24 protein-coding genes are annotated in these 23,801 nt (G+C 67.0%); 9 read left to right on the forward strand and 15 right to left on the reverse strand.

What is annotated here, in order from left to right:
• Positions 1-11 precede the first annotated feature (11 nt).
• Both SriyCCGPB3_RS17915 and SriyCCGPB3_RS17920 read left to right on the forward strand, forming a co-directional pair.
• On the forward strand, positions 12-953 hold the full coding sequence (locus SriyCCGPB3_RS17915) for a DegV family protein (protein ID WP_164162269.1): 942 nt from the start codon (positions 12-14) through the stop codon (positions 951-953).
• A gap of 77 nt (positions 954-1,030) precedes the next feature.
• The gene (locus tag SriyCCGPB3_RS17920; RefSeq protein ID WP_005414449.1) at positions 1,031-1,369 is read left to right on the forward strand and encodes a hypothetical protein; all 339 of its coding nucleotides are present in this window, start codon (positions 1,031-1,033) and stop codon (positions 1,367-1,369) included.
• 216 nt (positions 1,370-1,585) lie between these two features.
• On the opposite strand, the gene SriyCCGPB3_RS17925 is transcribed toward SriyCCGPB3_RS17920, so the two are convergent.
• The 4 genes from SriyCCGPB3_RS17925 to SriyCCGPB3_RS17940 all read right to left on the reverse strand — a co-directional run bounded on the left by SriyCCGPB3_RS17925 (position 1,586) and on the right by SriyCCGPB3_RS17940 (position 6,699).
• Entirely contained in the window at positions 1,586-2,998 is a 1,413-nt protein-coding gene (locus SriyCCGPB3_RS17925) for an efflux transporter outer membrane subunit (RefSeq protein WP_350259585.1), read from the reverse strand.
• Complete coding sequence (locus SriyCCGPB3_RS17930) at positions 2,995-4,077, reverse strand: HlyD family secretion protein (RefSeq protein ID WP_006384446.1); 1,083 nt, start codon at positions 4,075-4,077, stop codon at positions 2,995-2,997. Before SriyCCGPB3_RS17930 ends, SriyCCGPB3_RS17925 begins: the two co-directional genes overlap by 4 nt.
• Before the next feature lie 21 nt (positions 4,078-4,098).
• Positions 4,099-5,628, reverse strand: coding sequence for an MFS transporter (locus tag SriyCCGPB3_RS17935; RefSeq protein WP_110713627.1), 1,530 nt, complete (start codon positions 5,626-5,628; stop codon positions 4,099-4,101).
• A 153-nt stretch (positions 5,629-5,781) separates the two neighbouring features.
• The gene (locus SriyCCGPB3_RS17940; RefSeq protein ID WP_110713629.1) at positions 5,782-6,699 is read right to left on the reverse strand and encodes a LysR family transcriptional regulator; all 918 of its coding nucleotides are present in this window, start codon (positions 6,697-6,699) and stop codon (positions 5,782-5,784) included.
• 156 nt (positions 6,700-6,855) lie between these two features.
• On the opposite strand from SriyCCGPB3_RS17940, the gene SriyCCGPB3_RS17945 reads away from it, so the two are divergent.
• Positions 6,856-7,302 carry a universal stress protein gene (locus SriyCCGPB3_RS17945; RefSeq protein ID WP_088027082.1) on the forward strand — a complete coding sequence of 149 codons (447 nt, stop codon included), beginning with the start codon at positions 6,856-6,858 and terminating at the stop codon, positions 7,300-7,302.
• 5 nt (positions 7,303-7,307) lie between these two features.
• On the forward strand, positions 7,308-7,778 hold the full coding sequence (locus SriyCCGPB3_RS17950) for a hypothetical protein (protein WP_110713630.1): 471 nt from the start codon (positions 7,308-7,310) through the stop codon (positions 7,776-7,778).
• Between the two features lie 32 nt (positions 7,779-7,810).
• Here the strand turns inward: SriyCCGPB3_RS17950 and SriyCCGPB3_RS17955 are convergent, their stop codons facing one another.
• The 5 genes from SriyCCGPB3_RS17955 to frmR form a co-directional block, all read right to left on the reverse strand.
• Positions 7,811-9,256, reverse strand: coding sequence for a GGDEF domain-containing protein (locus tag SriyCCGPB3_RS17955; protein WP_180860680.1), 1,446 nt, complete (start codon positions 9,254-9,256; stop codon positions 7,811-7,813).
• A 185-nt stretch (positions 9,257-9,441) separates the two neighbouring features.
• Positions 9,442-10,272, reverse strand: a complete 831-nt coding sequence (fghA, locus tag SriyCCGPB3_RS17960; protein ID WP_164162272.1) for an S-formylglutathione hydrolase — start codon at positions 10,270-10,272, stop codon at positions 9,442-9,444.
• A gap of 63 nt (positions 10,273-10,335) precedes the next feature.
• Positions 10,336-10,692 (reverse strand): YqcC family protein, encoded by a 357-nt coding sequence (locus SriyCCGPB3_RS17965; RefSeq protein ID WP_164162273.1) that lies wholly within the window; start codon positions 10,690-10,692, stop codon positions 10,336-10,338.
• A gap of 8 nt (positions 10,693-10,700) precedes the next feature.
• Positions 10,701-11,810 carry an S-(hydroxymethyl)glutathione dehydrogenase/class III alcohol dehydrogenase gene (locus SriyCCGPB3_RS17970; RefSeq protein WP_110713638.1) on the reverse strand — a complete coding sequence of 370 codons (1,110 nt, stop codon included), beginning with the start codon at positions 11,808-11,810 and terminating at the stop codon, positions 10,701-10,703.
• Positions 11,811-11,868: 58 nt separating this feature from the next.
• On the reverse strand, positions 11,869-12,144 hold the full coding sequence (frmR, locus tag SriyCCGPB3_RS17975; RefSeq protein ID WP_005411009.1) for a formaldehyde-responsive transcriptional repressor FrmR: 276 nt from the start codon (positions 12,142-12,144) through the stop codon (positions 11,869-11,871).
• Positions 12,145-12,357: 213 nt separating this feature from the next.
• On the opposite strand from frmR, the gene SriyCCGPB3_RS17980 reads away from it, so the two are divergent.
• Positions 12,358-15,447 carry a TonB-dependent receptor domain-containing protein gene (locus SriyCCGPB3_RS17980; RefSeq protein ID WP_164162274.1) on the forward strand — a complete coding sequence of 1,030 codons (3,090 nt, stop codon included), beginning with the start codon at positions 12,358-12,360 and terminating at the stop codon, positions 15,445-15,447.
• 47 nt (positions 15,448-15,494) lie between these two features.
• Here SriyCCGPB3_RS17980 and SriyCCGPB3_RS17985 read toward each other — a convergent pair whose 3' ends face one another.
• Positions 15,495-16,400: a LysR family transcriptional regulator gene (locus SriyCCGPB3_RS17985; RefSeq protein ID WP_110713642.1), complete on the reverse strand. Its 906-nt coding sequence runs from the start codon at positions 16,398-16,400 to the stop codon at positions 15,495-15,497.
• 130 nt (positions 16,401-16,530) lie between these two features.
• On the opposite strand from SriyCCGPB3_RS17985, the gene SriyCCGPB3_RS17990 reads away from it, so the two are divergent.
• Positions 16,531-17,634: an alkene reductase gene (locus SriyCCGPB3_RS17990; RefSeq protein WP_164162275.1), complete on the forward strand. Its 1,104-nt coding sequence runs from the start codon at positions 16,531-16,533 to the stop codon at positions 17,632-17,634.
• A gap of 46 nt (positions 17,635-17,680) precedes the next feature.
• Here SriyCCGPB3_RS17990 and SriyCCGPB3_RS17995 read toward each other — a convergent pair whose 3' ends face one another.
• Positions 17,681-18,223: a hypothetical protein gene (locus SriyCCGPB3_RS17995; protein WP_153854503.1), complete on the reverse strand. Its 543-nt coding sequence runs from the start codon at positions 18,221-18,223 to the stop codon at positions 17,681-17,683.
• 64 nt (positions 18,224-18,287) lie between these two features.
• A complete protein-coding gene (locus SriyCCGPB3_RS18000; protein WP_350259586.1) occupies positions 18,288-18,845 on the reverse strand; it encodes a hypothetical protein in 558 nt (185 codons plus the stop codon).
• A gap of 113 nt (positions 18,846-18,958) precedes the next feature.
• Between SriyCCGPB3_RS18000 and SriyCCGPB3_RS18005 the strand changes: the two genes are divergently transcribed.
• Positions 18,959-19,375, forward strand: a complete 417-nt coding sequence (locus SriyCCGPB3_RS18005; RefSeq protein ID WP_153854505.1) for a VOC family protein — start codon at positions 18,959-18,961, stop codon at positions 19,373-19,375.
• A gap of 12 nt (positions 19,376-19,387) precedes the next feature.
• Here the strand turns inward: SriyCCGPB3_RS18005 and SriyCCGPB3_RS18010 are convergent, their stop codons facing one another.
• Positions 19,388-20,083, reverse strand: coding sequence for a DAPG hydrolase family protein (locus SriyCCGPB3_RS18010; protein ID WP_153854506.1), 696 nt, complete (start codon positions 20,081-20,083; stop codon positions 19,388-19,390).
• Between the two features lie 77 nt (positions 20,084-20,160).
• On the opposite strand from SriyCCGPB3_RS18010, the gene SriyCCGPB3_RS18015 reads away from it, so the two are divergent.
• On the forward strand, positions 20,161-20,823 hold the full coding sequence (locus SriyCCGPB3_RS18015) for a TetR/AcrR family transcriptional regulator (RefSeq protein WP_279908578.1): 663 nt from the start codon (positions 20,161-20,163) through the stop codon (positions 20,821-20,823).
• A gap of 51 nt (positions 20,824-20,874) precedes the next feature.
• On the opposite strand, the gene SriyCCGPB3_RS18020 is transcribed toward SriyCCGPB3_RS18015, so the two are convergent.
• Positions 20,875-21,537 (reverse strand): SMI1/KNR4 family protein, encoded by a 663-nt coding sequence (locus SriyCCGPB3_RS18020; protein WP_248858284.1) that lies wholly within the window; start codon positions 21,535-21,537, stop codon positions 20,875-20,877.
• Positions 21,538-21,666: 129 nt separating this feature from the next.
• On the reverse strand, positions 21,667-22,551 hold the full coding sequence (locus SriyCCGPB3_RS18025; RefSeq protein WP_180854367.1) for a LysR family transcriptional regulator: 885 nt from the start codon (positions 22,549-22,551) through the stop codon (positions 21,667-21,669).
• A gap of 107 nt (positions 22,552-22,658) precedes the next feature.
• Here SriyCCGPB3_RS18025 and SriyCCGPB3_RS18030 point away from each other — a divergent pair, with 107 nt between their 5' ends.
• Positions 22,659-23,717 carry an NAD(P)-dependent alcohol dehydrogenase gene (locus SriyCCGPB3_RS18030; RefSeq protein WP_005419275.1) on the forward strand — a complete coding sequence of 353 codons (1,059 nt, stop codon included), beginning with the start codon at positions 22,659-22,661 and terminating at the stop codon, positions 23,715-23,717.
• Positions 23,718-23,801 lie beyond the last annotated feature (84 nt).

The following is a 23,801-nucleotide window of genomic DNA, read 5'->3' on the forward strand; positions in this document are numbered from 1 at the left end:
GGGAGCCGCGGATGCGCATCGGAATCGTCGTCGACTCGGCCTGCGACCTGCCACAGGACTTCATCGCCGAGCACAACATCGTGCTGCTGCCGATCACCGTACGCATCGGCGAAGCCGTGCTCGCCGATCACCGCGATGAGCAGGCTACCCTCAGCTTCCTGCACGCGCACGTGGCCGAGCACGGCGCTGAAGCGGAGACCATCCCCTTCAGCGTCAACCAGATCCGCGACCTGTTCCTGCAGCAGCTGGTGATCGATTACGACCACGTGTTCTGCATGACCATCACCAAGACCCGCAGCCCGATCCATGACAACGCGCTGCAGGCCAGCTTCGCCATCCTCAACGACTACAAGCCGGTTCGGCAGGCGGCGGGCTACAACTCGCCATTCGCGCTGCGCGTGCTCGACACCCAGAACCTGTTCGCCGCGCAGGCGGTAACCGCGGTGGAAGCGGTACGCCTGCGCGACAGCAATGCCAGCGTGCAGCAGATCCGCGAACGGCTGGAAGAACTGGCCAGCAACGTGCACGGCTACATGGTCACCCGCGACCTGTACTACATGCGCGCGCGTGCACGGCACAAGGGCGACCGCAGCGTCGGCCTGCTCAGCGCCGCGCTGGGCAGTGCCCTGGACATCAAGCCGGTGCTGCATGGGTACCGGGGCGAGACCGGACCGGTGGCCAAGATCAAGGGTTTCGACAACGCCGTGCAGAAACTGTTTTCGGTGGTCGGCCAGCGCGTGCGTGCCGGGCTGATGACGCCGACGGTCTGCGTCAGCTACGGCGGTGAGCTGGACGAATTGCGCAGCCTTCCCGGCTACGCCCAGTTGAAGGAGGTCTGCGCCAGCCATGGCGTGACCGTGTACGAATCGGTGATGAGCCTGACCGGCATGGTCAACGTCGGCAAGGGCGCGGTCACCGTGGGCTTCGCCGATGGGCCGCATCGGTTCGAGTGAGGCCCCAGCGCGGCGCGGATCTGCACATCGATTCCACCGCGGTTGTGCCAGTCTTCCCGCACTTCAAGGAGAACTCCATGCCTGCGCAGTACCACATCAGCCTGCCCGACCCGTCCAAGGCCCGCGGCAACGATCCTGACCTGTCCTTCCATTCGCAGGGCGCCGCCGGTTTCGCCGAAGAGCTGCAGGACGCCCTGCGCAGCGGCACGCTGTTCGAGCGCTGGAAGGCCAAGCAGCCTGACCCGGACGCGGTGGAACCGCAGTGGGGCGTGACCGACCCGGATGCCACCGTGACCGGCGAGCAGAAGGACCTGCGCATCAACCTGGTGGCCACCACGCGCATCGACAGCGATGTGTTCAAGCAGCGCCTGCGCCTGCTGGCCGGCAGCCACTGGGAGCTGCGCGACGTGCGCTGAGGCCATGCCCTGGTAGTGCCGGCCGCTGGCCGGCACCTCCATGGATGTTATCGCTGCCGGCCAGCGGCCGGCACTACCCCGACGATTTCCTACCAGCCGCCGCGCAAGGCCGTGCTCTGGTAGACGCCAACCTTGGTTGGCGCTTCCGGGAAAATCGCCAACCAAGGTTGGCAACTACAGACGAGCCGCCGGGCGTGGCCCGGCGTTTCCATTTCCCTACCAGCCACCGCCCAGCGCGCGGTACAGCTCCACCCGCGCGATCGCAGCCGTGGCCTGGCTGTTGGCCAGCGCGGCCTGGTTGTCCAGCGCGATGCGCTGGGTGGTCAGCACATCCAGCATGTCGACCACGCCAGCCTGGTACTGCCGGCGCGCCGCGCCCAGTGCGCTCTCGCTCTCGTCCACCGCCACATGCAGCTGCACCGTGCGCTGCTGCTCGGCGGCATAGCCATCGATGGCGTCGTCCACTTCATGCCAGGCCTGCAGCACGGTACGGCGGAACTGCAGCGCCGACTGTTGCTGCTGCAGCCTGCTCAGCGCCAGGTTGGCCTTCAGCCGCCCGCCCTGGAAGATCGGCACGCTGATCGACGGCCCGATGCTGAAGCGGTGCGCGTTCCAGCCATCCAGATCATCCAGCTGCTTGGCCTGGAAACCAGCGTCGCCATTCAAGGTGATGCGCGGCAGGAAACTGGCCTTGGCCACGCCGATGCCGGCGGTTGCCGCATGCAGTGCCGCTTCGGCACGACGGATGTCCGGGCGACGCTCGGCCAGTTCACTGGGCAGCCCCACCGCCACCGCCGGCAACGCCGGCCAGTCACGGCGTGCATCCTGCAGCTGCGCGTCCAGCGCCTGCGGCGGCTGCGCCAGCAGGAACGCCAGCGCATTGCGCAGTTGCGATTCACGATGCCGCAGCGGCGCGATGCGGGCCTGCAGCGATGCCACCTGCGCGGACGCGCTGGACACCTGCAGCGTGCTGGCCACGCCCTGCTGCTGGCGTGCCTCGGTCAGGCGCTTCATGTCGAGGGCGATGCTGAGGTTGTCCTCGGTGATCGCCAGCAGCTGCCGCGTCGCGCGCAGCTGCAGGTAATCACGAGCGGTTTCCGCCAGCAGCGCGATGCGCACCGCGTGTGCATCCTCCTCCGCCATCTGCACGCGTGCGTCGGCCGCTTCCACCTGGCGGCGCACACGCCCCCACAGGTCCAGTTCCCAGCTCAGGCCGATGCCGGCCTGGAACAGCCCGTAGTCATCACGGCCGCCGTTGCCGGACGGATCATTCAGGCCCACCTCGCTGTTGCGTGCACGCACGCCACTGGCGCTCGCGCTGACGCTGGGCAGGCGATCGGCGGCGGTGAAGCCACGTGCGGCGCGGCTCTGCTGCACGCGGTTGGCCGCCAGCTGCAGGTCCAGGTTGGCCGCGAGCACCTGGCCGGCAAGCTGCCCCAGCAGTGGATCGTCGAAGCCGGCCCACCAGGCCGCGTCCTGGTCGATGGCGTTGCCAGCGACCGCCTCACCCTGCCAGTGGCTGGGCAGTTCCGCCTGCGGGCGTACGAAGTCCGGACCCATCGTGCAGGCAGCCAGGGCCGTGCACAGGGTGGCCGCAACGAAGGTGCGGAACACGGTGGCTGCGCTCATGCACCCTCCCCGCTCTTGTGGCCCGGACTGTGCTGCACGCTCTGCGCGCGGGCGCGGCTGCCCAGGTCAACACTGGCTTCCACCGACATGCCGGCACGCAGCTGGTCCAGCAGTGGCTGGCCGGGTTCCAGCACGATCTTGACCGGAATGCGCTGCACCACCTTGGTGAAGTTGCCGGTGGCGTTTTCCGGTGCGACGGCGGCGAAGGTGACGCCGGTGGCCGGTGCGATGCTGTCGATGTGCCCGCGCAGCGGCTTGCCCGGGAACACGTCCACCTTCAGCTCGACCTGCTGGCCGGCCTGCATGCGGGTCATCTGCGTTTCCTGGAAGTTGGCGACCACGAAGGCGCGCTTCAGCGGTACCACCGCAGCCACCGGCGTACCCGGGGTCAGGTAGGCTCCCACGCGCACAGCGCGGCGGCCGACCATGCCGTCAATCGGCGCGCGCAGCACGGTGTGCGACAGGTCCAGTTCGGCGCGCGCCTGCGCCGCTTCTGCACGCTGCACCGCCGCCTGCGCGGCCTGCACGCCAGCGCTGAGGATGTCGGTGCGCTGGCGTGCGGTCGACAGCGCGGCCTGGCCCTGCTGCAGATGCGCACTGGCCACGGCCTGCTTCGACTGCGCCTGCTGGGCGTTCTGCACGGTGCCGGCGCCATCACGGGCCAGTTCGCGGTAACGCTGCTGGTCGGCGCTGGCCAGGGTCAGTTCGGAGCGGCTGACATCGACACTGGCCCTGGCCTGTTCAATCAGCGAGTCCTGCTGGGCCAGTGCGGCCTGCGCGTTGGCCAGCTGTGCACGGGCGTTGGCGAGGTCGGCACGGGCCGCCTGCAGGGCCACCTGGTAGTCGCGGTCGTCGATGCGGGCAAGCACGTCGCCGGCCTTCACCGACTGGTTGTCCTCTACTTCCACGGCACTGACGAAGCCGGGAATCTTCGGCGCGACCAGCGTGTAGTCGGCAACGACATAGGCATTGTTGGTGGTCTGGTGACCGCCGTCGCGCAGCAGCAGCCAGGCACCGATGGCCAGGGCCAGCACGCCCAGGCCCAGGCCGGTATTGAGAGTGGTTCGATTGATCGTCATGAGGGGGTTCCTGCGAAAGGTTCAGGCCACGGCACGTGGCGGATGGATGCGGGTGGGCATCCAGGCAATGAGGGGAATGAAGGCCAGCGCCACCAGCGCGACCACCCAGTACAGGTCGGCCGAGGTCAGCGCCTGCACCTGCGCATGCAGGCGCGCGCCCAGCTGCGGGCCCTCGGCCAGCCACGGCTGCTCGCCAAGGCGGTCGACCAGCACGGTGGAATGGAAATGACGGCGGCCCTGGGCGACGGCATCCAGCACGCCGCTGGCGAGCACGGCAGCAAAGCCCTTGACCGTGTTGAACCACGCCGAGGCGAACGGACCGTCCTGCGGTGCCAGCCCGCCAGTGGCCAGCATCAGCAGCGGCAACACCGCCATCGGCTGGGCGAATACCTGCAGCAGCTGTACCCACAGGAAGTTGTCGCGGATCCAGGCCACATCCAGGTGCGAGCCCAGCCAGCAGGCCAGCGCCAGCATCGCCAGGCCGGTGGCCTGCACCCAGCGGCAATCCACTGCGCGGATGTTCAACAACGCCGCCACCAACGGCAGTGCGATCACCTGTGGCAGCGCCACCCACAGCAGCATCGGTGCGGTCTGCAATGGCCGGTAGCCCTGCACGCTGGCCAGGAATCCGGAGGGAATCGAGATCACCGCCAGCAGCACGAACAGCACGCCGCCCAGGGTCACCAGCGAGTAGCTGAGGTTGCGGTTGGCCAGCAGCTGCAGCTTGAAGAACGGCAGCGGGTGGAACCATTCATTGATCATGAACAGCACCATCAGGCCGGCGCCGCCACCGATCATCAGGGTGATCATCGGCGAGTCGAACCAGTTCAGGCGCGGGCCCTGCACCAGGCCCAGCACCAGCAGCACCAGCGCCGGCAGGCCCAGCGCCAGGCCCACACCATCGAACTGGGCAAAACGCTCCAGCCGCAGCGGGTCCTGCGGCAGGCCCCAGCTGACCATCGCCATGGCCGCCAGGCAGTACGGCACGATCTGCCAGAACGCCCAGTGCCAGCCCACCTGCTCGACCCAGAACGCGGCCAGCGGCGTGCCCATGCTCGGGCCGAAGGTAGCGGTCAACGCGTAACCCGCCAGGCCATACAGCTTGATGCCCGGCGGCAGGAAGCGCAGCGCCACGCTCATCAGCAGCGGCGGCAGCGCACCACCGCACAGGCCCTGCAGCGCGCGCAGCAGCAGGAACACCTGCAGGTTCGGGGCAAGCGGGCAGAGCACGCCCAGCACCATGAAGCCACCGATCATCGCCAGCGCGAAACGGCGCAGCGAGAAGGTGGCGGCACACCACGGGGCGAAGGCCATCGCGCTGACCGACATCGCGCTGTAGAGGGCGACGATCCAGCTGCCGTCGTCGACGCTGAAACCCATCGCACCGCGGATGTCGGCCAGGGCGACCTTGGTGATGTTCTCGTTGAAGCCCGACACCAGCACCGCCAGCAGCACGCCACACAGGCCGACCAGGACGCGGCGGTCGAGCCCGGGGGCGGCGGCAGGACGGGGCGCTGCAGCGGCCGGGACAGCGGCGGCCGGCGTATTCATCGCCGGGCACCAATCCGTGCAGTGCACGGCATGTTGGGGGTCATTGGAATGCGCTCAGTGAAACTCCGGGGAGCGCAGTCTAGGGAGCCGGTACCCTGCGAAAAATGGTGCCATCGGCATCCCAGGCGTGCGCCGCGCGCACGCCTGCAGGTGTCACCGGTGGGTGTCCTCGACACGCTCGCACATGGTCTTGATCGAGCGGCGCAGCCACTGGTGCGCAGCATCGTTGTCCAGCCGCGGGTGCCAGGCCTGCACGATGGCGGCGGTGCGCACCGGGATCGGCAGCGGGAACAGGCGCAGCGGCAGGCGCATGCTGACGATCCGCTCCAGCATCACGCTCGGCATCTGCGGCAGGATCAGGTCCGACTCGGCCGCAGCGAAGATCGCGCCGTGGAAGGTCGGGCTGATCAGCGCCACCCGCCGCTGCAGGCCCAGCGTGGCCAGGTCGTCATCGATCGGGCCACGCGGCAGCCCCCGCCGCGACACCGCGATGTGATCGCAGGCAGCAAAACGCTCGGCGCTGATCTCCTCATCGAACAGCGGATGGTCCTCGCGCGCGGCGCCCATGAACGAGGTACTGAACAGGTTCTGCACCTTGGTATCGGGTGCATGCTTGCCGGCGGTGCTGATGTACAGGTCGATCCGGCCCTGCGCCATCGCATCGTCGTCGGTATCGCCCTCGGGCACGAAGCGCAGCACCGCGCGCGGCGCCTGCTGGCGGAACAGTTCACGCAGGCGTCCGCCGAATCCACCGATGAAGACATCATTGGCGCGGACATTGAAGGTGCGCTCCAGGGTGCGCAGGTCGATCTCGCGACCGGCGTTGAACACACGATGGGCCTGCTCGATCACATCGCGGACCTGCTCACGCAGCTGCAGCGCACGCGGCGTGGGCGCCAGCCCGCGGCCGGCACGCACCAGCACCGGATCGCCCAGGGCGGTGCGGATCCGGCCAAGGGTACGGCTCATCGCCGGCGCGCTCAGGTTCATCCGCCGCGCGGCGGCGGCCACGCTGCATTCGTCGATCAGCACGTCCAGTGCCAGCAACAGGTTCAGGTCCGGCAGGGGCATGGCAGTCTCCAGTGGAACATTTTCCAGTAATCCGGATGACTCTACGGCACGCGTGGCCCCCATGGATTGCGCCTGGCGCATTCATTGACTGCCGCGCACGGCATGGGTGCGCGCGGTGACATCGGCGACCATCCCCGGCCTGCCAAGGAGACATCCATGTTCACTACCCTGCTGGTCGCCCTGGACGGCGGCCCCCAGCACGCTCGCGTGCTGGACCTGGCCGCCGCCATTGCCGGCCCCCGCAGCCGCCTGCACCTGCTGTGCGTGCTCGACCCCGAATTCGCGCTGGCGGCCGATGCCAGCGACGCCGACCGCATCGAGTACCCGGAAGCCGCCCGCCAGCGCTCGCGGGCCGAAGCGGTGCTGGCCGAAGCCCTGGCCGAGCTGCGCGAGCGCGGCGTCGACGCCATCGCGCAGATTCCCTCCGGTGACCCGGGCGAAGTGATCAGCGAGCAGGCCCGGCGCCTGAAGTGCGACCTGATCGTGATCGGCCACCGCCACCTGTCCCGCCTGGAACGCCTGTTCGAACCCTCGATCGGGCAATGGACCATCGACCACGCGCCCTGTCCCGTGCTGGTGGAAACCCGCGACCCACAACCCTAGCTGCCATGGCCTCCCGTTCCCCCTTGTTTCCTACCCGCGTCAACTACCGGGCATTCGGCCGCCAGTTTGGTCGAGGCGAGCAGGCACTGCTCGCCGCGATACGCCAGCTCCGTGATCCTACGCTGCAGGCCGAAGGGCTGGCGGGTTTGAGCCACCTTGGCCTGGACCGCGAGGGCTGCGATGCGTTCGTCGCCCTGCTGCCATTGCTGGCCGCGCCCGCCGCCCCGATCGACCTGCTGCCCGCAGGCTCTCCCTTCATTGCCGCCAGCGAACTGGACCTGCTGGTCTGCCTGCTGCGCATTGCCCAGTGGCGACATGCGCGCCCCCGCGAAGATGACACGCTGGCACCGTTGCGCCAGCAACTGGCGCGCTGCGCATTTGCTGTCCACGCGGCGAATCTGCCATTGCGACAGCGCTCGCTGTCACCGGTCGGGCTGAGGTTGCTGGACCCGGCCGGCTGGCTGCGCCAGCGCTGAACCATCCACGGGCGGACGCGGCCGCATGGCATTCAGCAGTCGATCGTTCCATGTGCGCTGTCTTCGTCGTCAAGCACCTGCGCATGCAGTACCACCCGGTTGCGGCCGGCACGCTTGGCGGCGTACAGGCCGGCGTCGGCATCGGCCAGCAGCTGGCCTGCGCTGGCCAGCGCAGGCGGATGCAGGTAGCCCACGCCAATGCTGATGCTGACCCGCCCCTCCGGCAGCGGCAGCCCTTCCACCGCCTCGCGCAGGCGTTCGGCCAGTGCCAGCACGCCCGACAACGGGCTTGCCGGCACGATCACCGCGAATTCTTCGCCGCCGTAACGCGCAACACTGTCGCCGCCGCGACCGGCAATGACCTTCAGCACCGCGGCCACGGCCTGCAGGCAGCGATCTCCGGCGGGATGCCCGTGCTGGTCGTTGAACGCCTTGAAGTGATCGATGTCGACCAGCAGCAGCGCCAGCTCGGTGCCACTGCGACGCGCCCGGTTCCACTCCGCCAGCAGCAGTGCATCGAACTCGCGCCGGTTGGCCACGCCAGTCAGGCCATCCTGCCGTGCCAGCTGGTCCAGCGATGCCTGCCGTTCCATCAGGTCCACCTGCAGCAGGATGCTGCGCACGCCGAAGCCCAGCGTGGCCACCACGAACCCACTGACCGCCAGTGGCCGTGCATGGTCGACCACCAGCGTACCCACCACCAGCAGCAGCAACGGCAGGATCATCGGCCCGGCCGCCTGCACCGTGCGTGCCAACCGCGGATGCGGCAGGGCAGCCGGCAGCGGCGTGTGGCTCAGTGCCAGCAGCGCCAGCAACAGGAACGGAAGATCGATCAACAGATCGTTGTAGGCGCCAAAGGAATCTTCCGAGGTGTAATGGTTGATGTAGTACGCCACCAGCAGGTAAGCCAGCGCGTAGAGCGCCAGCGCGCGGAAGAAGCTGCGCCGCTCGGGTACATCAACGGCCAGCCAGCGCACCACCGCGAACCCGGCGATGCACAGGTTCTGGATATCGAACATGCGCTGCATGCTGACCAGCGCCAGGGGATCGATCTCGACCCGGTCGGCGAACGACCGCGTATGTACGAAGAACAGCACGCCCAGCAGTGCCGCCATCGCCGCATCGATCAGGCTGATGCTCATTCGTTCGCGGCGCGCGCGGGCCAGGATGAACACCAGCGGGACGCCATACAGCACGTACAGGAACAGGCTTGCCTGCGGGGTGATATCGGCGCGGCCAGCCCCCAGCGCATCGACCATGTTGGAGGCCATGCCGCCCGCCCACAGCAGCAGCGCAAGCGCGGTGGCGCGCCAGCCCAAGGCCGCCCGGTCGCGGCGCGCCCGCCACAGGCAGGCGCCCGCCGCCAGCAACGGTGCGCCGGTGAGGAACACGAACGATCCCACCCCGGCGGGGCCCGGCCACAGGGTCAGCACCAGGCCATGGCACAGCACATACAGCAGCGCCAGCACTACCGGCATGCATCCCCCGATCCGCAAGGCCGTACGCGCGCACGATAGTCCTGCCCGCGCCACAGCGGCGTGATCCACTACGGCAAGACGACACGCCGCGTGCCCGCCATGGCAGTGCCGGCCGCTGGCCGGCAATCCCGGGGAATCACTGGGCTGCAGGTTGCCGGCCAGCGGCCGGCACTACCGGAAAGCCGTCAGCCGTGCAGTGCCCGAGCGTGGTGGGCGATGTGCTCGCCGATGAAGCTGGCGATGAAGTAGTAGCTATGGTCGTAGCCCGGCTGCAGGCGCAGGGTCAGCGGGTGGTTGGCCGCATCGCAGGCCTGCTGCAGGCGCTGCGGCTGCAGCTGGGTCTGCAGGAACTCGTCCGCCTCGCCCTGGTCGACCAGCAGCGGCAGGCGCTCGTCAGCCACAGCGATCAGCTCGCAGGCATCCCACTGTGCCCAGTCGGCCGGGTTGTCGCCCAGGTAGGCATGGAAGGCCTTCTGCCCCCACGGCACGTGGCTGGGCGCGACGATCGGCGAAAACGCCGACACGCTGCGGTAGCGCCCGGGGTTGCGCAGCGCGATCACCAGCGCGCCATGGCCGCCCATCGAATGGCCACTGATCGCGCGCGCGTCGGTCACCGCGAAGTTCGCCTCGATCAGCGCCGGCAGTTCCTGCGCCACATAGTCGTGCATGCGGTAGTGCTTCGCCCACGGTGCGCGGGTGGCATTGAGGTAGAAGCCTGCCCCCTTGCCCAGGTCGTAGCCCTCGGCATCGGCCACGTCATCACCGCGCGGGCTGGTGTCGGGCGCGACGATGATCACACCGTGCTCGGCCGCATAGCGCTGCGCGCCGGCCTTGGTGATGAAGTTCTGCTCGGTGCAGGTCAGGCCGCTCAGCCAGTACAGCACCGGCAGCTTCTGCGTTTCCGCCTGCGGCGGCAGGTACACGGCGAACTGCATGTCGCAGCCCAGCGTGCTGGAATGATGGCGGTAGACGTCCTGCCGGCCGCCAAAACAGGCCCGGTGTTCAATACGCTCCATGGTGCTCTCCTGCGCGGCGCGTCAGCGCACGCGTGCTTCTGGTAGATGCCGACCTTGGTCGGCTTATCCACGCGCGGCGTGGATGCCTTTGTTGATCCGTTCATCCAGCTGTGCCAACAGGCGCAGCAAGGGCTCGACACCGGGCTGGCCGTCCAGGTTGCGATACGCCGCCACCGCCACGTTGCTGTGCGGTGGCCATTGGCCATCGGCGCGGGCTTCGTGCAGGCGCGGCAGGAACACCTGCGCCAGCCAGTGCTCGAACGGTATCTCGTCGATGCCGAAGGCGGAATCCACCGCGCGAGGCGGCCCGACCACACCCTCGACCCAGCCCAGTGCACGCAGGGCCTGCTCGATCGGATCGACCAAAGCCGCGCGCGGATCGTCCGCACGCGGCCTGCGCAGGGCATCGAACCAGCCCATGCCGCGCCTCAGTAATGGACCACCGACCGGATCGACTTGCCTTCATGCATCAGGTCGAAGGCTTCGTTGATCTTGTCCAGGTCCATGGTATGGGTGACGAACGGTGCCAGTTCGATATCGCCCTTCATCGCGTCCTCGACCATGCCCGGCAGCTGGCTGCGGCCCTTCACGCCACCGAAGGCGGTGCCCATCCACTTGCGGCCGGTCACCAGCTGGAACGGACGGGTGGAGATTTCCTGGCCCGAACCGGCCACGCCGATCACCACGCTCTGGCCCCAGCCACGGTGCGCGCATTCCAGCGCCGCGCGCATCACGTTGACGTTGCCGATGCATTCGAAGCTGTGGTCCACGCCCCAGGTGGTCATCTCGACGATGACCTGCTGGATGGGCTTGTCGTGGTCTTTCGGGTTGATGCAGTCGGTGGCGCCGAATTCGCGGGCCAGCTCGAACTTGGACGGATTGGTGTCCACCGCGATGATGCGGCCCGCCTTGGCCTGGCGCGCGCCCTGGATCACCGCCAGGCCGATGCCACCGAGGCCGAACACCGCCACGCTGTCGCCTTCCTGCACTTTGGCGGTGTTGTGCACCGCGCCGATGCCGGTGGTGACGCCGCAACCGAGCAGGCAGACGTGCTCCGGGTTCGCGTCCGGATTGATCTTCGCCAGTGAGACTTCGGCCACCACGGTGTACTCGCTGAAGGTCGAGCAGCCCATGTAGTGGTACAGCGGCTCGCCGTTGTAGCTGAAGCGGCTGGTGCCGTCGGGCATCACGCCCTTGCCCTGGGTGGCACGCACCGACACGCACAGGTTGGTCTTGCCGCTCTTGCAGAACAGGCATTCGCCGCACTCGGCGGTGTACAGCGGAATCACGTGGTCGCCCGGCTTGACGCTGGTCACGCCCTCGCCCACTTCCACCACGATGCCGGCGCCTTCATGGCCCAGCACCACCGGGAACAGGCCTTCCGGATCATCGCCGGACAGGGTGAACGCATCGGTGTGGCAGACACCGGTATGGGTGATCTTCACCAGCACTTCGCCCTTCTTCGGCGGGGCGACGTCGATCTCGACGATCTGCAGCGGCTGACCGGGACCAAAGGCGACGGCGGCACGGGACTTCATGGTGGTTTCTCCAAAAACAGGCAATGACAGGATGGGCGGCGCCATGTTGCGCCATCGTTTATTTCAGGTACGAGCGGATCAACGCGCTCATGTCGCGCACGCGTTCGGCGCGTTGTTCGTCAGAGGCCGCGGGCTGGCCGAACTCCTCGCGCAGATGGGCCTCCATCACCTCGGACATCAGGCCATTGACCGCGCCACGGATGGCGGCGATCTGCTGCAGCACCGGCCCGCAGTCGGCACCGGCTTCCAGCGCGCGGTCCAGCGCATCGCACTGGCCGCGGATGCGGCGCACGCGGGCCAGGACCTTCTTCTTCTCTTCGGGGGAGTGCGGCATGGCGGGGCCACCTCGGAACTATACTGGGGGATAGTATACACAGCTGCACGAATGTGGCCACGCCGCGCCCAGCGCCGGCTGTTCCGCAGCAGGCCGGCGCGGCAAAATGAATGCACCATGAATAGATTCAATTGTTACTTTTTCATGGCGTAGGGTGCCTGCCCTCCGCCTGCGTTTATCCCCGAGTCACATTGGCGTGACCAGGGAGAAATCATGTACCGACCGTTGTTCGCCCGCAGTCGCTTGTCTGTCGCGCTGGGTTCGGCATTGATGCTGGTGGCCGCCGCACCGGCCATGGCGCAGCAGGCCGCCACGCAGGAACAGAAAGCCGAGCCCGCCAGCAGCAAGACCCCCGTGCAGCTGGACCGGATGACCGTCACCGGCTCGCGCATTTACCGCGCCGGCTTCGATACGCTGGAGCCCGCCGCGGTGGTCAGCCGTGAATCGATCGAGAACTATGGCGACACCAACCTCATCGACGCAGTGACCCGGATTCCCGGCGTCAGTGCTGGCGTGAGTTCACGTGGCGACCAGGCCGGGTTCGGCGCCGGCGTCAACTTCGCCAGCAAGTTCGGCCTGGGCAGCAATCGCCTGCTGACTCTGGTCAATGGACGCCGCTTCGTCACCTCCACACCGCCCACCATCTTCGGTGCCGGCGGTGGCTCGGGCATCCAGGTCGACATGAACGCCATTCCCAGCGTCATGGTGCAACGCATTGAAAGCCTGAGCGTTGGCGGTGCACCCACCTATGGCTCGGATGCGATCTCCGGCGTCAACAACATCATCCTGCGCGACCGGTTCGAGGGTGCCGAAGTCGAACTGGGCTATGGCAGAACCAGCAAGAACGACAACGAGCGCTACTCCTGGTCGGCCATCTTCGGTACCGGATTCGCCGATGGGCGTGGTCACATCGTGGTGGCGGCGGAACTGGACAATGCCGATGGCGTGAACGCGCTGCAGCGCGATTTCTACCGCCAGGGCTACAGCCTGCAGGCCAATCCCACGGCGGCCAACGCCACTGCCCAGCCCCTGCGCCGGCCAACCAATGATGGCCGCATCGACGGCAGCATTCCGTTCAATACCGGGCCGGCCGACGGCATCCCCGACCAGGTCTGGATCCGCAACCGGCGCATTGCCAGCATGACCTTCGGTGGCCTGGTGATGCCGGCGACCGGCAGCTACACGCGCAACGGCCTGGGCGACATCCTTGGCTTCGGCCCGAACAAAGACAAACTGTGGCAGTTCAACAACGAGGGCAAGCTGGTCGAGTTCAACCCCGGCATCAGCTACGCGGGCGGCAACGCCTCGGGCGGGGACGGCCTGAACCTGTTCGAGACGGTGCCGCTGATCGCCGACCTCGAACGACGCTCGGTGTTCTCCACAGGCAGCTTCGACTTCACCGACAACGTGCGCGGCTTCTTCGAGCTTTCGCGATACGAAGCGACCGCCCGCGAAACCCTGGACCAGAACGTCTACAACGCCGTGTCCTTCGGCAATGCGCGCCTGGACGGCGGCGGTGCCGCCAGCGGTGCACTGACCTTCAGCGCCAGCAATCCGTTCCTGAGTGCGGAAACCCGCAAGATCCTCGCGGACAACGGCATCACCTCGTTCCGCCTGTCGCGTTCTTCGCGAGACCTGTCGATGAACAACGCCAGCACCGAGACCCGCCTGACCCGCGCGGTGCTCGGCCTGAACGGCTTCTTCGATATTGGAAAGCGCAGCTTCAACTGGGAAGCCAGCGTCACCCACGGCCGCGGTGACTTCGACTACCTCGGCACCGGCCTGATCCAGCAGAACTTCATCAATGCAATCAACGTCACCACCGACGCCAGCGGGCGCATCATCTGTGATGCCACCCGTCCGGGCACCACGGCCGATGCGAACTGCCGCCCGCTGAATCTGTTCGGCGAGAACCAGGCGTCGCGCGAAGCCCTGGACTATGTCTCCACCCGGACCGTGGCCAAGGCGCAGACCCGCCAGACCGTCATCAATGCGTCGGTATCCGGCGGCCTGTTCGATCTTCCCGGCGGCGAGCTGTCCGCGGCGGCCGGCTTCGAACACCGCCGCGAAGAAGGCTCCTTCACCCCCAGCGAGTACCAGCGTCTGGGCCAGGGCCGTTCGGTGCCGACCCAGGCGGCGGAAGGCAAATACCACACCAATGAAGTGTTCGCCGAAGTGCTGGCACCGCTGTTCAATCCCGACTGGGATATCCCGGGCCTGCATCGCCTGGACCTGACCGCCAAGTTCCGCCGCGTCGACAATTCCGTCGCCGGCGCGTTCAATGCGTTCACCTACGGCATCCAGTACGAACCGATCGCCGGCCTGCAGCTGCGCGGCAACAAGACCCAGTCACTGCGCGCGCCGTCCATCGCCGAGCTCTACACCACCCAGCAGCCGGCCTACTACAACATCCCGGAAGTGTGCTCGCTGGACAACATCAGCGGCGGCTCCAATCCGGCGGTGCGTCGCCGCAACTGCCAGGCGTTCTTCGCCGCCTACCCGGGCGCCGATCCGAACACCTTCCGCCAGCAGCCGACCAATACGCTGGGCTCGACCAACGGCAGCACCCGCCTGCAGAACGAAACGGCGAAGTCGTGGACGGCCGGCATCGTGTTCGCGCCGGAATGGATCCCGGGCCTGCGCGTCGCCGCCGACTGGTATGACATCAAGATCAACAACGTGATCACGTCGCTGAGTGCCAACGACATCATCACCGGTTGCTTCGACACTGCCGACTTCAACGCCGCCAACGTGCCCAACGCCAACCGCTTCTGCAGCTTGGTGACGCGTGATCCGAACACCGGCGTGGCTACCGACATCAAGACCGAGTATGGCAACGGCCCGGTGCTGATGTTCCGCGGCTGGACCGCCGAAGTCGGCTACCGTTGGGACCTGTCGCGCTTCGGCGTGCTGGACCTGGACTTCTACGGCTACATGCCGAAGAACCGTGGCCAGGCCGCGAACCGGGACGTGCCGTTCGTCGAACAGGCGGGCAGCTTCAATGAACCCAAGCGCCAGTTCCGCTGGACCGCCCAGCATCGCATCGGCAACTGGAACTACGGCGTGGCCTCCAACTACACCAGCCGCGCCCAGTACACCATGACCGATACCCCGGAAAGTCGTCAGTATTTCTATCGCGACAGCTGGACCACCTGGGACGCCAACGTCACGTACCGCATTACCGACGCCGCACGGGTGACGTTGTCGGTGATCAACGTGGGCGATGACATCGGGCCGTTCCCGTATGTGCTGGATTCACTGGGCCGCCGCTACATGGCCAGCCTGCGCTACAACTTCAAGTAGGCCAGGCGCAGCGGTTCCACAGGCGGGGCCCGGTTTCCGGGCCCCGCTCAATCAAACAGACCTTCTTCCGCCAACCGGGTCAGTTCATCCACCACGTAGCGCACCTTCGGCCGCAGGTGACGCGTCGGTGGCCACAGCGCATGGATGTCGATGTGCCGCTGCATGTGTTCGTCCAGCACCGATTGCAGCACGCCGGAATCGAGATGGCGGCGCACCAGTGAAATGGGCATCTGGCAGATGCCGAGGCCGGCGATTGCCGCTTCGATCACCGCATCGCCATCATTGAGTTGATAGGGCGCACTGGGAATGAACGTTCCCTCGTCCTCCTCGCTGCCGATCCGCCACCAGATCGGCTGGCCATGGCGGAAGCCGACGATGCTGCGGTGCTGCGCCAGTTCCTCCACCGTGCGCGGCACGCCATGCGCCCGCAGGTACTCCGGCGATGCGCAGGTGACCAGGCGTTGGCGCCCCAACCGGCGCGCGACCAGGTGCTCGGCCTGGTGCAGCCCACCGAAGCGGATCAGCAGGTCGATGCCCTCTTCGACTGGATCGACGAAGTGATCGGTGAAGGTCATCGTCAACTGCAGGTCCGGATACTGCCGGCACAACCGCAGCAGCACCGGCAGCACCACCAGCCGCCCGAACGAGGACGGCATGTCGATGCGCAGCCGCCCGCTGGGCAGGCCCGCCGAACCCAGACAGGCCTCGGCCGCGGAGATTTCTTCCAGCGCCGCCGCACAGGAGGCGTAGTACGCCTCGCCATCAGTGGTCAGTGCGATGCGCCGCGTAGTGCGATGGAACAGGCGCACACCCAGCCGCGTTTCCAGCCGGGCGATGGCCTTGCCCACCGCCGAGCGCGAGATGCCCAGCGCGTCTGCCGCCTCGGTGAAGCTGCCCGAGCGTGCGGTCGTGACGAACGTCACCAGGCCATTCAAGGATTCCAGCGGCAGCATCGTTCGCACTCCATTGGGGACAAATAGTCCCGCCCCAAGGGAGATCGAAGCGCTTTATGCACCCGCATGTCAACTCCATCCTGTGTGCATCGCGCCGCTGGCGCCTCTCCCCCGCACCGAGATGACCGACATGACCACCGCCCTCTTCCGCCCGTTCGACCTGTCAGGAACCGCCCTGCGCAACCGCATCGCAATGGCGCCGATGACCCGCGCCCGCAATCCCGGCGCGATCGCCAACGCGCTCACCGCGCAGTACTACCGGCAGCGCGCCAGCGCCGGCCTGATCATCAGCGAAGGCACGCCGGTCTCGCCGCAGGGCCAAGGCTACATCGATGTGCCGGGCATCTGGTCGGCCGAGCAGGTGGCCGGCTGGAAGCTGGTCACCGAGGCCGTACATGCCGAGCAGGGCAGGATCTTCGCCCAGCTCTGGCATGTGGGCCGCATGTCGCATGCCTCGCTGCAGCCCGGGGGCGGTCAACCGGTCAGCGCGGGTACGCGCCCGGTGGCCAGCGCACCGAAGAACACCTCGTTCGTGTACCTGGACGATGGCAGCCGTGGCCACGCCGATCCCACTCCGGCACGTGCACTGCAGACCGCGGAGATGCCCGGCATCATCGACGACTTCGTACGCGGGGCGGACAACGCCATTGCGGCCGGCTTCGACGGTATCGAGCTGCATGCCGCCAACGGTTACCTGTTCGAGCAGTTCCTCAACCCGCTCATCAACCAGCGCGAGGACCGCTACGGCGGCTCATTGCCGAACCGTGCGCGGTTGATCCTGGAGACGGTCGATGCGATGGCCGAGCGCATCGGCGCGCATCGCATCGGCGTGCGCCTGGCACCGAACAACCTCACCTTCGACATGCCGTTCTACCCCGACAACGAAGCCACCTATCTGTACCTGGCCGAGGAGCTGGGCAAGCGCGGGCTGGCCTATGTGCATCTCAACGACAACCTGCAGGCGGGGCAGTCGGTGCTGGGCGAGGCCTTCCTGCGGCAGTTCAAGCAGGCCTACGGTGGCACCGTGATCCTGGCCGGTGGCATGACCCGCGAGCGTGCCCTGCAGCTGGTCGAGGCCGGAACCATCGACCTGGCCGCATTCGGCCAGCCGTTCATCGCCAACCCGGATCTGGTCGAGCGTCTGCAGCACGACGTCGCGCTGGCCACGCCCGACCGCAACACCTATTACGGTGGTGGCGAAGCAGGCTACCTCGACTACCCGCGCGCGCCGTAGAGCCACGCGATGCGTGGATGCGACGCGCCACTCGCCACAGGACACATCACGGCGCCTTCTCCACCTTGGTCGAGTCCGAATCAAAGGTCAGCACACGGGTGCTGATTTCGCCCTTGGCCGAGTCCTTGCGACTCAGCTCAAGCCGCCCCTGGTTGCCCTGCGCCACCAGGCTGGCGGCAAAGCTGCCCTCGTTGGACAGTGCCGTGATCACGGCGGAGCCATCGGCAGCGACCCTCATGCCCGCCCGATCGCGAACCTTGTAACCCACGCCAACCGGTGCATCCAACGCCATCACTGCGCTGCCGTTGGCCATGGTGCCGATGCCACCGCGCTCATCGCCCTTCGCATCGTAGATGGTCATGCCCGTTGCGCGTGAGTTGCGGGCAATGTCACTGGCATCCTCGGCAATCTGCACGCGCGTGCGCCCTTCACTGTCGAGCACGGTCAGCTTGTAGGTACGGATCTCCGGCACCACGCCGGCATCAGGTGTGGCCACGCTGGTTCCGATCAGGGCCAACGATGCGCCCAGCGCGAACATCGAGGCCGCCAGCAAATTCCTGCGGCGCAGCCGGTGTTCCAGGCGTTCCAAGCGTAGGGCTATATCCTGTTCATGCATGTTGCGCTCCCTGTTTGAGTCTGTGGTTGTTGCTCCGTCACTTGCCATCAGCGTCCACGTGGATCACACGGGTGGATGCGCCGCCTTCGGCGGACTCCATGCGGCTCAGCTCCAGCTGTCCTTCCGCGCCCTGCGCGACCAGCCTGGCGGCAAAACCCCCGGCGTTGGACAGGACACCGATAAGCGCCGAACCGTCCGCTCCCACGTTCATTCCAGCCCGATCTGACACGCGATAGCCAACGCCGCGCGGCGCATCCAGGGCAACCGTGGCACTGCCATCGTCGGCCGTGACCATGCCTCCACGCTCCTGTTCATTGCCATCGAAGATGATCAACCCCGCCACCCGGGCGTTGCGCTTGATGTCCAGGTCCGGCGCGTCCTCACCGATCTCCACCCGCTTGCGCCCTTCCTGATCAAGCACGATCAGGCGCTGGGTTCGGATCTCCGGAACAATGCCGGCCTCCGGCCTGGCAAAACCGCGACCGGCCAGCACGATCGACATCATCAGCACGGGCGCTGCCACCAGCAGCCAGCGCCATCGGGCTGCCTGTTGCTCCAGCGTGCGTAGTCGCGCTTCCACTTCCAGATCCCGCATGGAATCCTCCCTGGCAACGAGGCCACCAGTCGCAACGACCGGACACTCCGATCCTGAACTACAGTGCGATCCTAGACCGCCCATCCGTGCCCAACAACATGACGAAAGTCCCCATGAACTCCGTCACCACGTCGTTCATCGTCAACCTCGACGTGCCCGATCTTGCTGCCGCTGAAACCTTCTACACCGAAGCCTTCGGCCTGCGCATCGGCCGCCGTCTCGGGCCGGAGGCCGTGGAACTGCTCGGCGGGCCAACACCGTTGTACCTGCTGCAGAACGAAGCTGGCAGCGTCGCTACTGAAGACGGCGACGTGCGCGACTACGAGCGCCATTGGACGCCGCTGCACCTGGATTGGGTGGTGGATGACATCGAAGCTGGAGTGGTACGTGCGGTTGCGGCCGGGGCGACACTTGAGCAGTCCGTGCGCGAGCGTCGCTGGGGGCGCATCGCCGTGCTGGCCGATCCATTCGGCCATGGCTTCTGTCTGATCCAGTTCAGTGGCGAAGGCTACGACGTGCTGGTCGAATGACCGGCGCATCGTTCACCACGGCAACGGCACCGCTTCGCCGTTGGCACGCTCGCCGTAGTACAGCGACGGCAGCAGGCGCGAGAGGAAACTGAACTCCGTATAGCAGTGCTTGAGCAGGCCCAGGCCGACCGCATCGCCGGCATCGCGGTGCGGATCGGTGCTGTCCAGGCCGAGTACGAAGCGGCTGCGCAGCACGCAGCCAAACGGCGTATCGCGCGCCACGTGCAGCATCTGCCCGTCGCAGGGATCACCGTTTGCATCCAGGCGTACGTGGTCACCGAAGCCGATGCGCGCGGCGATCACCGCCGATACATCGCCTGCATCCTGTGCCACCTGCAGGCGCTCGGGCACCAGCAACGTGCGCGGGTCATGGAACTTCAGGCGCGCCGCCACCGGCGGAATGTCAGCCAGCGATTCCACGGCATGGATGCTGGCACCGTGGTAGCTGCGTCCACGCTGCCAGGCCGCGTCCCAGCCGCGATGCTCGACATGGTCGACCGGATGCCACCAGCGGATGTGCTGGGTGGTCTCGAAGAAGGTGAACCACCAGTCCAGCATGCGGCCCTTGCAGCCGTGCAGATCGGTACGCACCGCCACCAGCAGGGTGCCGTCTTCGCGGCGCTGGATGCCGGTTTCCAGATGCATCGGTGCCGGGTCCAGCAGGTCGTGGTGGTCCAGCCAGGCGCGAGCGTTCACAGCGGTATCCATCGGGGGTCTCCTGCGGGGTTGGGAGGCCCGACAATACGGAAACGCATTTCGTTTCGCAATTATCCGAATGCGGTAAGATGGGCGCAATGAACAGCACCACCCTGCCCGAGCCACCCTCACCAATCCGCCGCCGCGGCCGCCCTGCGCGGCCGGAAGCCGAAGTCCGCCACGCCGTGCTGCAGGCCACGCTGGAGCTGCTGCTGGCACAGGGTTACGAGGCCACCACCATCGAAGCGGTGGCGGCGCACGCCGGGGTGGCGAAGAAAACCGTGTACCGCCACGCCAGCAACCGCGAGGAACTGGTCGGGTTGGCAGTGCGCGAGTGGACCGACGGCTTCGCGCCGCAGTTGCAGCGCGATGCGCGCAATGCCGACGAGGTGCTGCCGTTGCTGCAGGACATCCTGCAGGCGGTCTGCGCGCAGGCACTGTCGGCGCAGGCGGTGCAGGTGTTCCGGCTGCTGGCCACTGACTTTCCTGGCAAGGACGCGCTGCTGCAGGCCTACCTGGACAACGGCATCGAACGCGGCCGTGCGCTGCTGGCCGACTGGCTGGCGCGGCAGCAGCAGCGCGGGCTGCTGCGCGAGGGAGATGTCGCGTGCATGGCGCGACTGATCCTGGCGATGGCCGTGGCCGAGCCGCTGCGCGAACGTGTGATCGGCGTGGTGGCCGCAGATGCCCCCGTAGAGGTGCATCTGCGTGATTGCCTGGAATTGTTGGCACCCGTACTGCAGGTACCGTAGCCGGCCGCATCCACGCATGGCGTGGATCTACCGGCAACGCTTCGGATCAGGTCACGACTGCACGTAGGGCATTTCGCTGTCGATACCATCGAACGCGATCAGCTGCAGCAGCGGCTGCACGTCCTCGTCACTGATCTCACCCGCAGTGATGTCCTCCACGCGTGCATACAACGCCTGCAGCGCAGCTGCCTGCTCCCCTCGCAGCCAGCCACGATGGGTACCGAGCCAGGCCTGCAGATTGGTTCCGATATCGCCCTCCGAAAGCAGCGAATCCTCTTCCTCCAGCTCCACCACCGCTTCGGCCATCTTGCGGAACAGGAAGTCCTGGAAGTTCGCAGCCAGCAGATCGGCGCGATCATCGTCATGCCAGACCAGCAGCACCGGCGACTCACTGGAGCCCGGTGCATTGGTCCAGAAACAGTAGTGATCACCCGCGCCAGTGCGCGCGAACGGCAGCAGTTTCAGGTCATCGCGCAGCGGGTTGTAATGATCTTCGGCAGTCAGATCTTCCCAGGCTGCGCGCAGTTCGCTCGGCTCGATCGGTTCATAGTCGTTGGCATACAGCAGTACCGGCGGCTGCGGCTGCACCTGCGGGAACACCGTGCGGTACCAGTTCGGGCCCTGCTCGCCCCAGCTGAAACGGTTGCCTTCCACCAGCTGGCGGAACAACGGCGGGAAGGTCTGGCCGGAAGCCTGTTCGAGATCGGCGAGCATGCTCAATGACGTCCTTTTGTTGAGAAGACTCACTCTAGCGGGTGAACGCCATCCCCGCATGGCGCGGATCTACTCGGAAACCTCTCGCTGGAGCCGGTCATTGGACGGCTCTGCGCCATCCGCTGCGATTCACTCGCGCAGCATATCCACGAACGCACGCAGTGCGGCAGGCATCTGCCGCTGCTTCGGGTAGTACAGCGCGAAACCGGCGAACGGTTCGCTCCAGTCTTCCAGCACCGCCACCATCTGCCCCGAGTCGATGTACGGCCGCGCGGAGTCTTCCAGCACATAGGCCAGGCCGATGCCATCGAGCACCGCACTGACCACGGTGCCCTGCTCGCCCAGCGTCAGCCGCCCCGGCACATCGATCTCCAACGCCCGTCCCTCGCGTTCGAACTGCCACTTGTACAGATGGCCACTGGCGAAGCGGAAGCGGATGCATTCGTGCGCGGCCAGGTCGCGCGGGTGCTGCGGCGCCGGGTGCCGGCGCAGGTAGTCCGGCGAGCCGACGATCAGCCCGCGCAGCGGTGGCCCCATCGGCACCGCCACCATGTCCTCCGGCACGAACTCATGCAGGCGCACGCCGGCGTCGTAGCCCTCGGCGACGATGTCGACCAGGCCATCGTTCTCGGTCAGTTCCACCCGGATGTCCGGATGCGCGTGCAGGAAACGCGCCAGCCGCGGCCGCAACTGGGTCGGCACCGCCGCGCGGGTGGCGTTGATGCGCAGCAGGCCGGCCGGGACGGCCCGGAACTGGTTCATCTCTTCCAGCGCGTCATGCACCTGCCCCAAGGCCGGCTGCAGGCGCTCGAGCAGGCGCTGCCCGGCCTCGGTCAGGGCCACGCTGCGGGTGGTGCGATGGAACAGGCCCACGCCCAAGCGTTCTTCCAGCGCGCGGATCGCATAGCTCACCGCCGAGGTCGACAGCGCCAGCTCGGCGCCGGCGCGGCGGAAGCTGCGGTGGCGGGCGACCGCCGCGAACGCGGCCAGGTGCGAGAGGTTGTCAGTGGCCATGATTGTGCAGTTCCACTTGATGAATCATGCCGATATCCGCGCTTCTTGCAGCTGGGTACGGGGCGTATTGTAAAACGCCTTTCGACAAACCCTGCCAAGGATTCCCCATGTCCCTCGCCCGTGGTTACGCCGCCCATTCACATACCGACCCGCTGATCCCGTACGAGTTCGAACGCCGCGCGGTCGGCCCGGACGATGTGCGCATCGAGATCCTTTACAGCGGCATCTGCCACTCCGACCTGCACCAGGCCCGCGACGACTGGGGTGGCTCGATCTACCCGATGGTGCCGGGCCACGAGATCATCGGCCGCGTCACCGAGGTCGGCAGCAACGTCACCCGCTTCAAGGTCGGCGACCACGCCGGCGTGGGCTGCATGGTCGACTCGTGCCGCCACTGCGACGCCTGCGAGCACGACCTGGAGCAGTACTGCGCCGAAGGCGCGACCTGGACCTATAACGGCCGTGAACGCGAAAGCGGTGCGCCGACCTACGGCGGCTATTCCGACCACGTGGTGGTCGAGCAGCGCTTCGTGGTGAAGGTATCCGACACCCTCGACCTGAAGGCGGCCGCGCCGCTGCTGTGCGCCGGCATCACCACCTGGTCGCCGCTGCGCCACTGGAAGGTCGGCCCGGGCCAGAAGGTCGGCGTGATCGGCCTCGGTGGCCTCGGCCACATGGGCGTGAAGTTCGCCAAGGCACTCGGCGCGCATGTGGTGATGATCACCACCACGCCGGAAAAGGGCGCCGACGCCAAGCGCCTGGGCGCCGACGAAGTGCTGGTCTCGCGCGACGCCGCGCAGATGAAGGCGCACGCCGGCAGCTTCGACTTCCTGCTCAACACCATTCCGGTTGGCCATGACACCAACCCGTACATGGGCCTGCTCAAGCGCGAGGCCACCATGTGCCTGGTCGGCGTACTGACCGAGCTGGATCCGCCGCTGACCGGCGGCAGCGTGATCTTCGGCCGCAAGCACCTGACCGGCTCGGCGATCGGCGGCATGGCCGAAACCCAGGAAATGATGGACTTCTGTGCCGAGCACGGCATCGTCAGCGACGTCGAGATGATCGATATCAAGAACGTCAACGAAGCCTGGGAACGCATGGCGAAGAACGATGTGCGCTACCGCTTCGTGATCGACATGGCGACGATGAAGAACGCCGCCTGATCGATCGGCGACTGTGAACGAAGAACCCCGGCACTGCCGGGGTTTCTTTCTGGTCGTGCCGGCCGCTGGCTGGCACCATCCATA

This window comes from Stenotrophomonas riyadhensis, assembly GCF_040256885.1.
Taxonomy (GTDB): Bacteria; Pseudomonadota; Gammaproteobacteria; order Xanthomonadales; family Xanthomonadaceae; genus Stenotrophomonas; species Stenotrophomonas riyadhensis.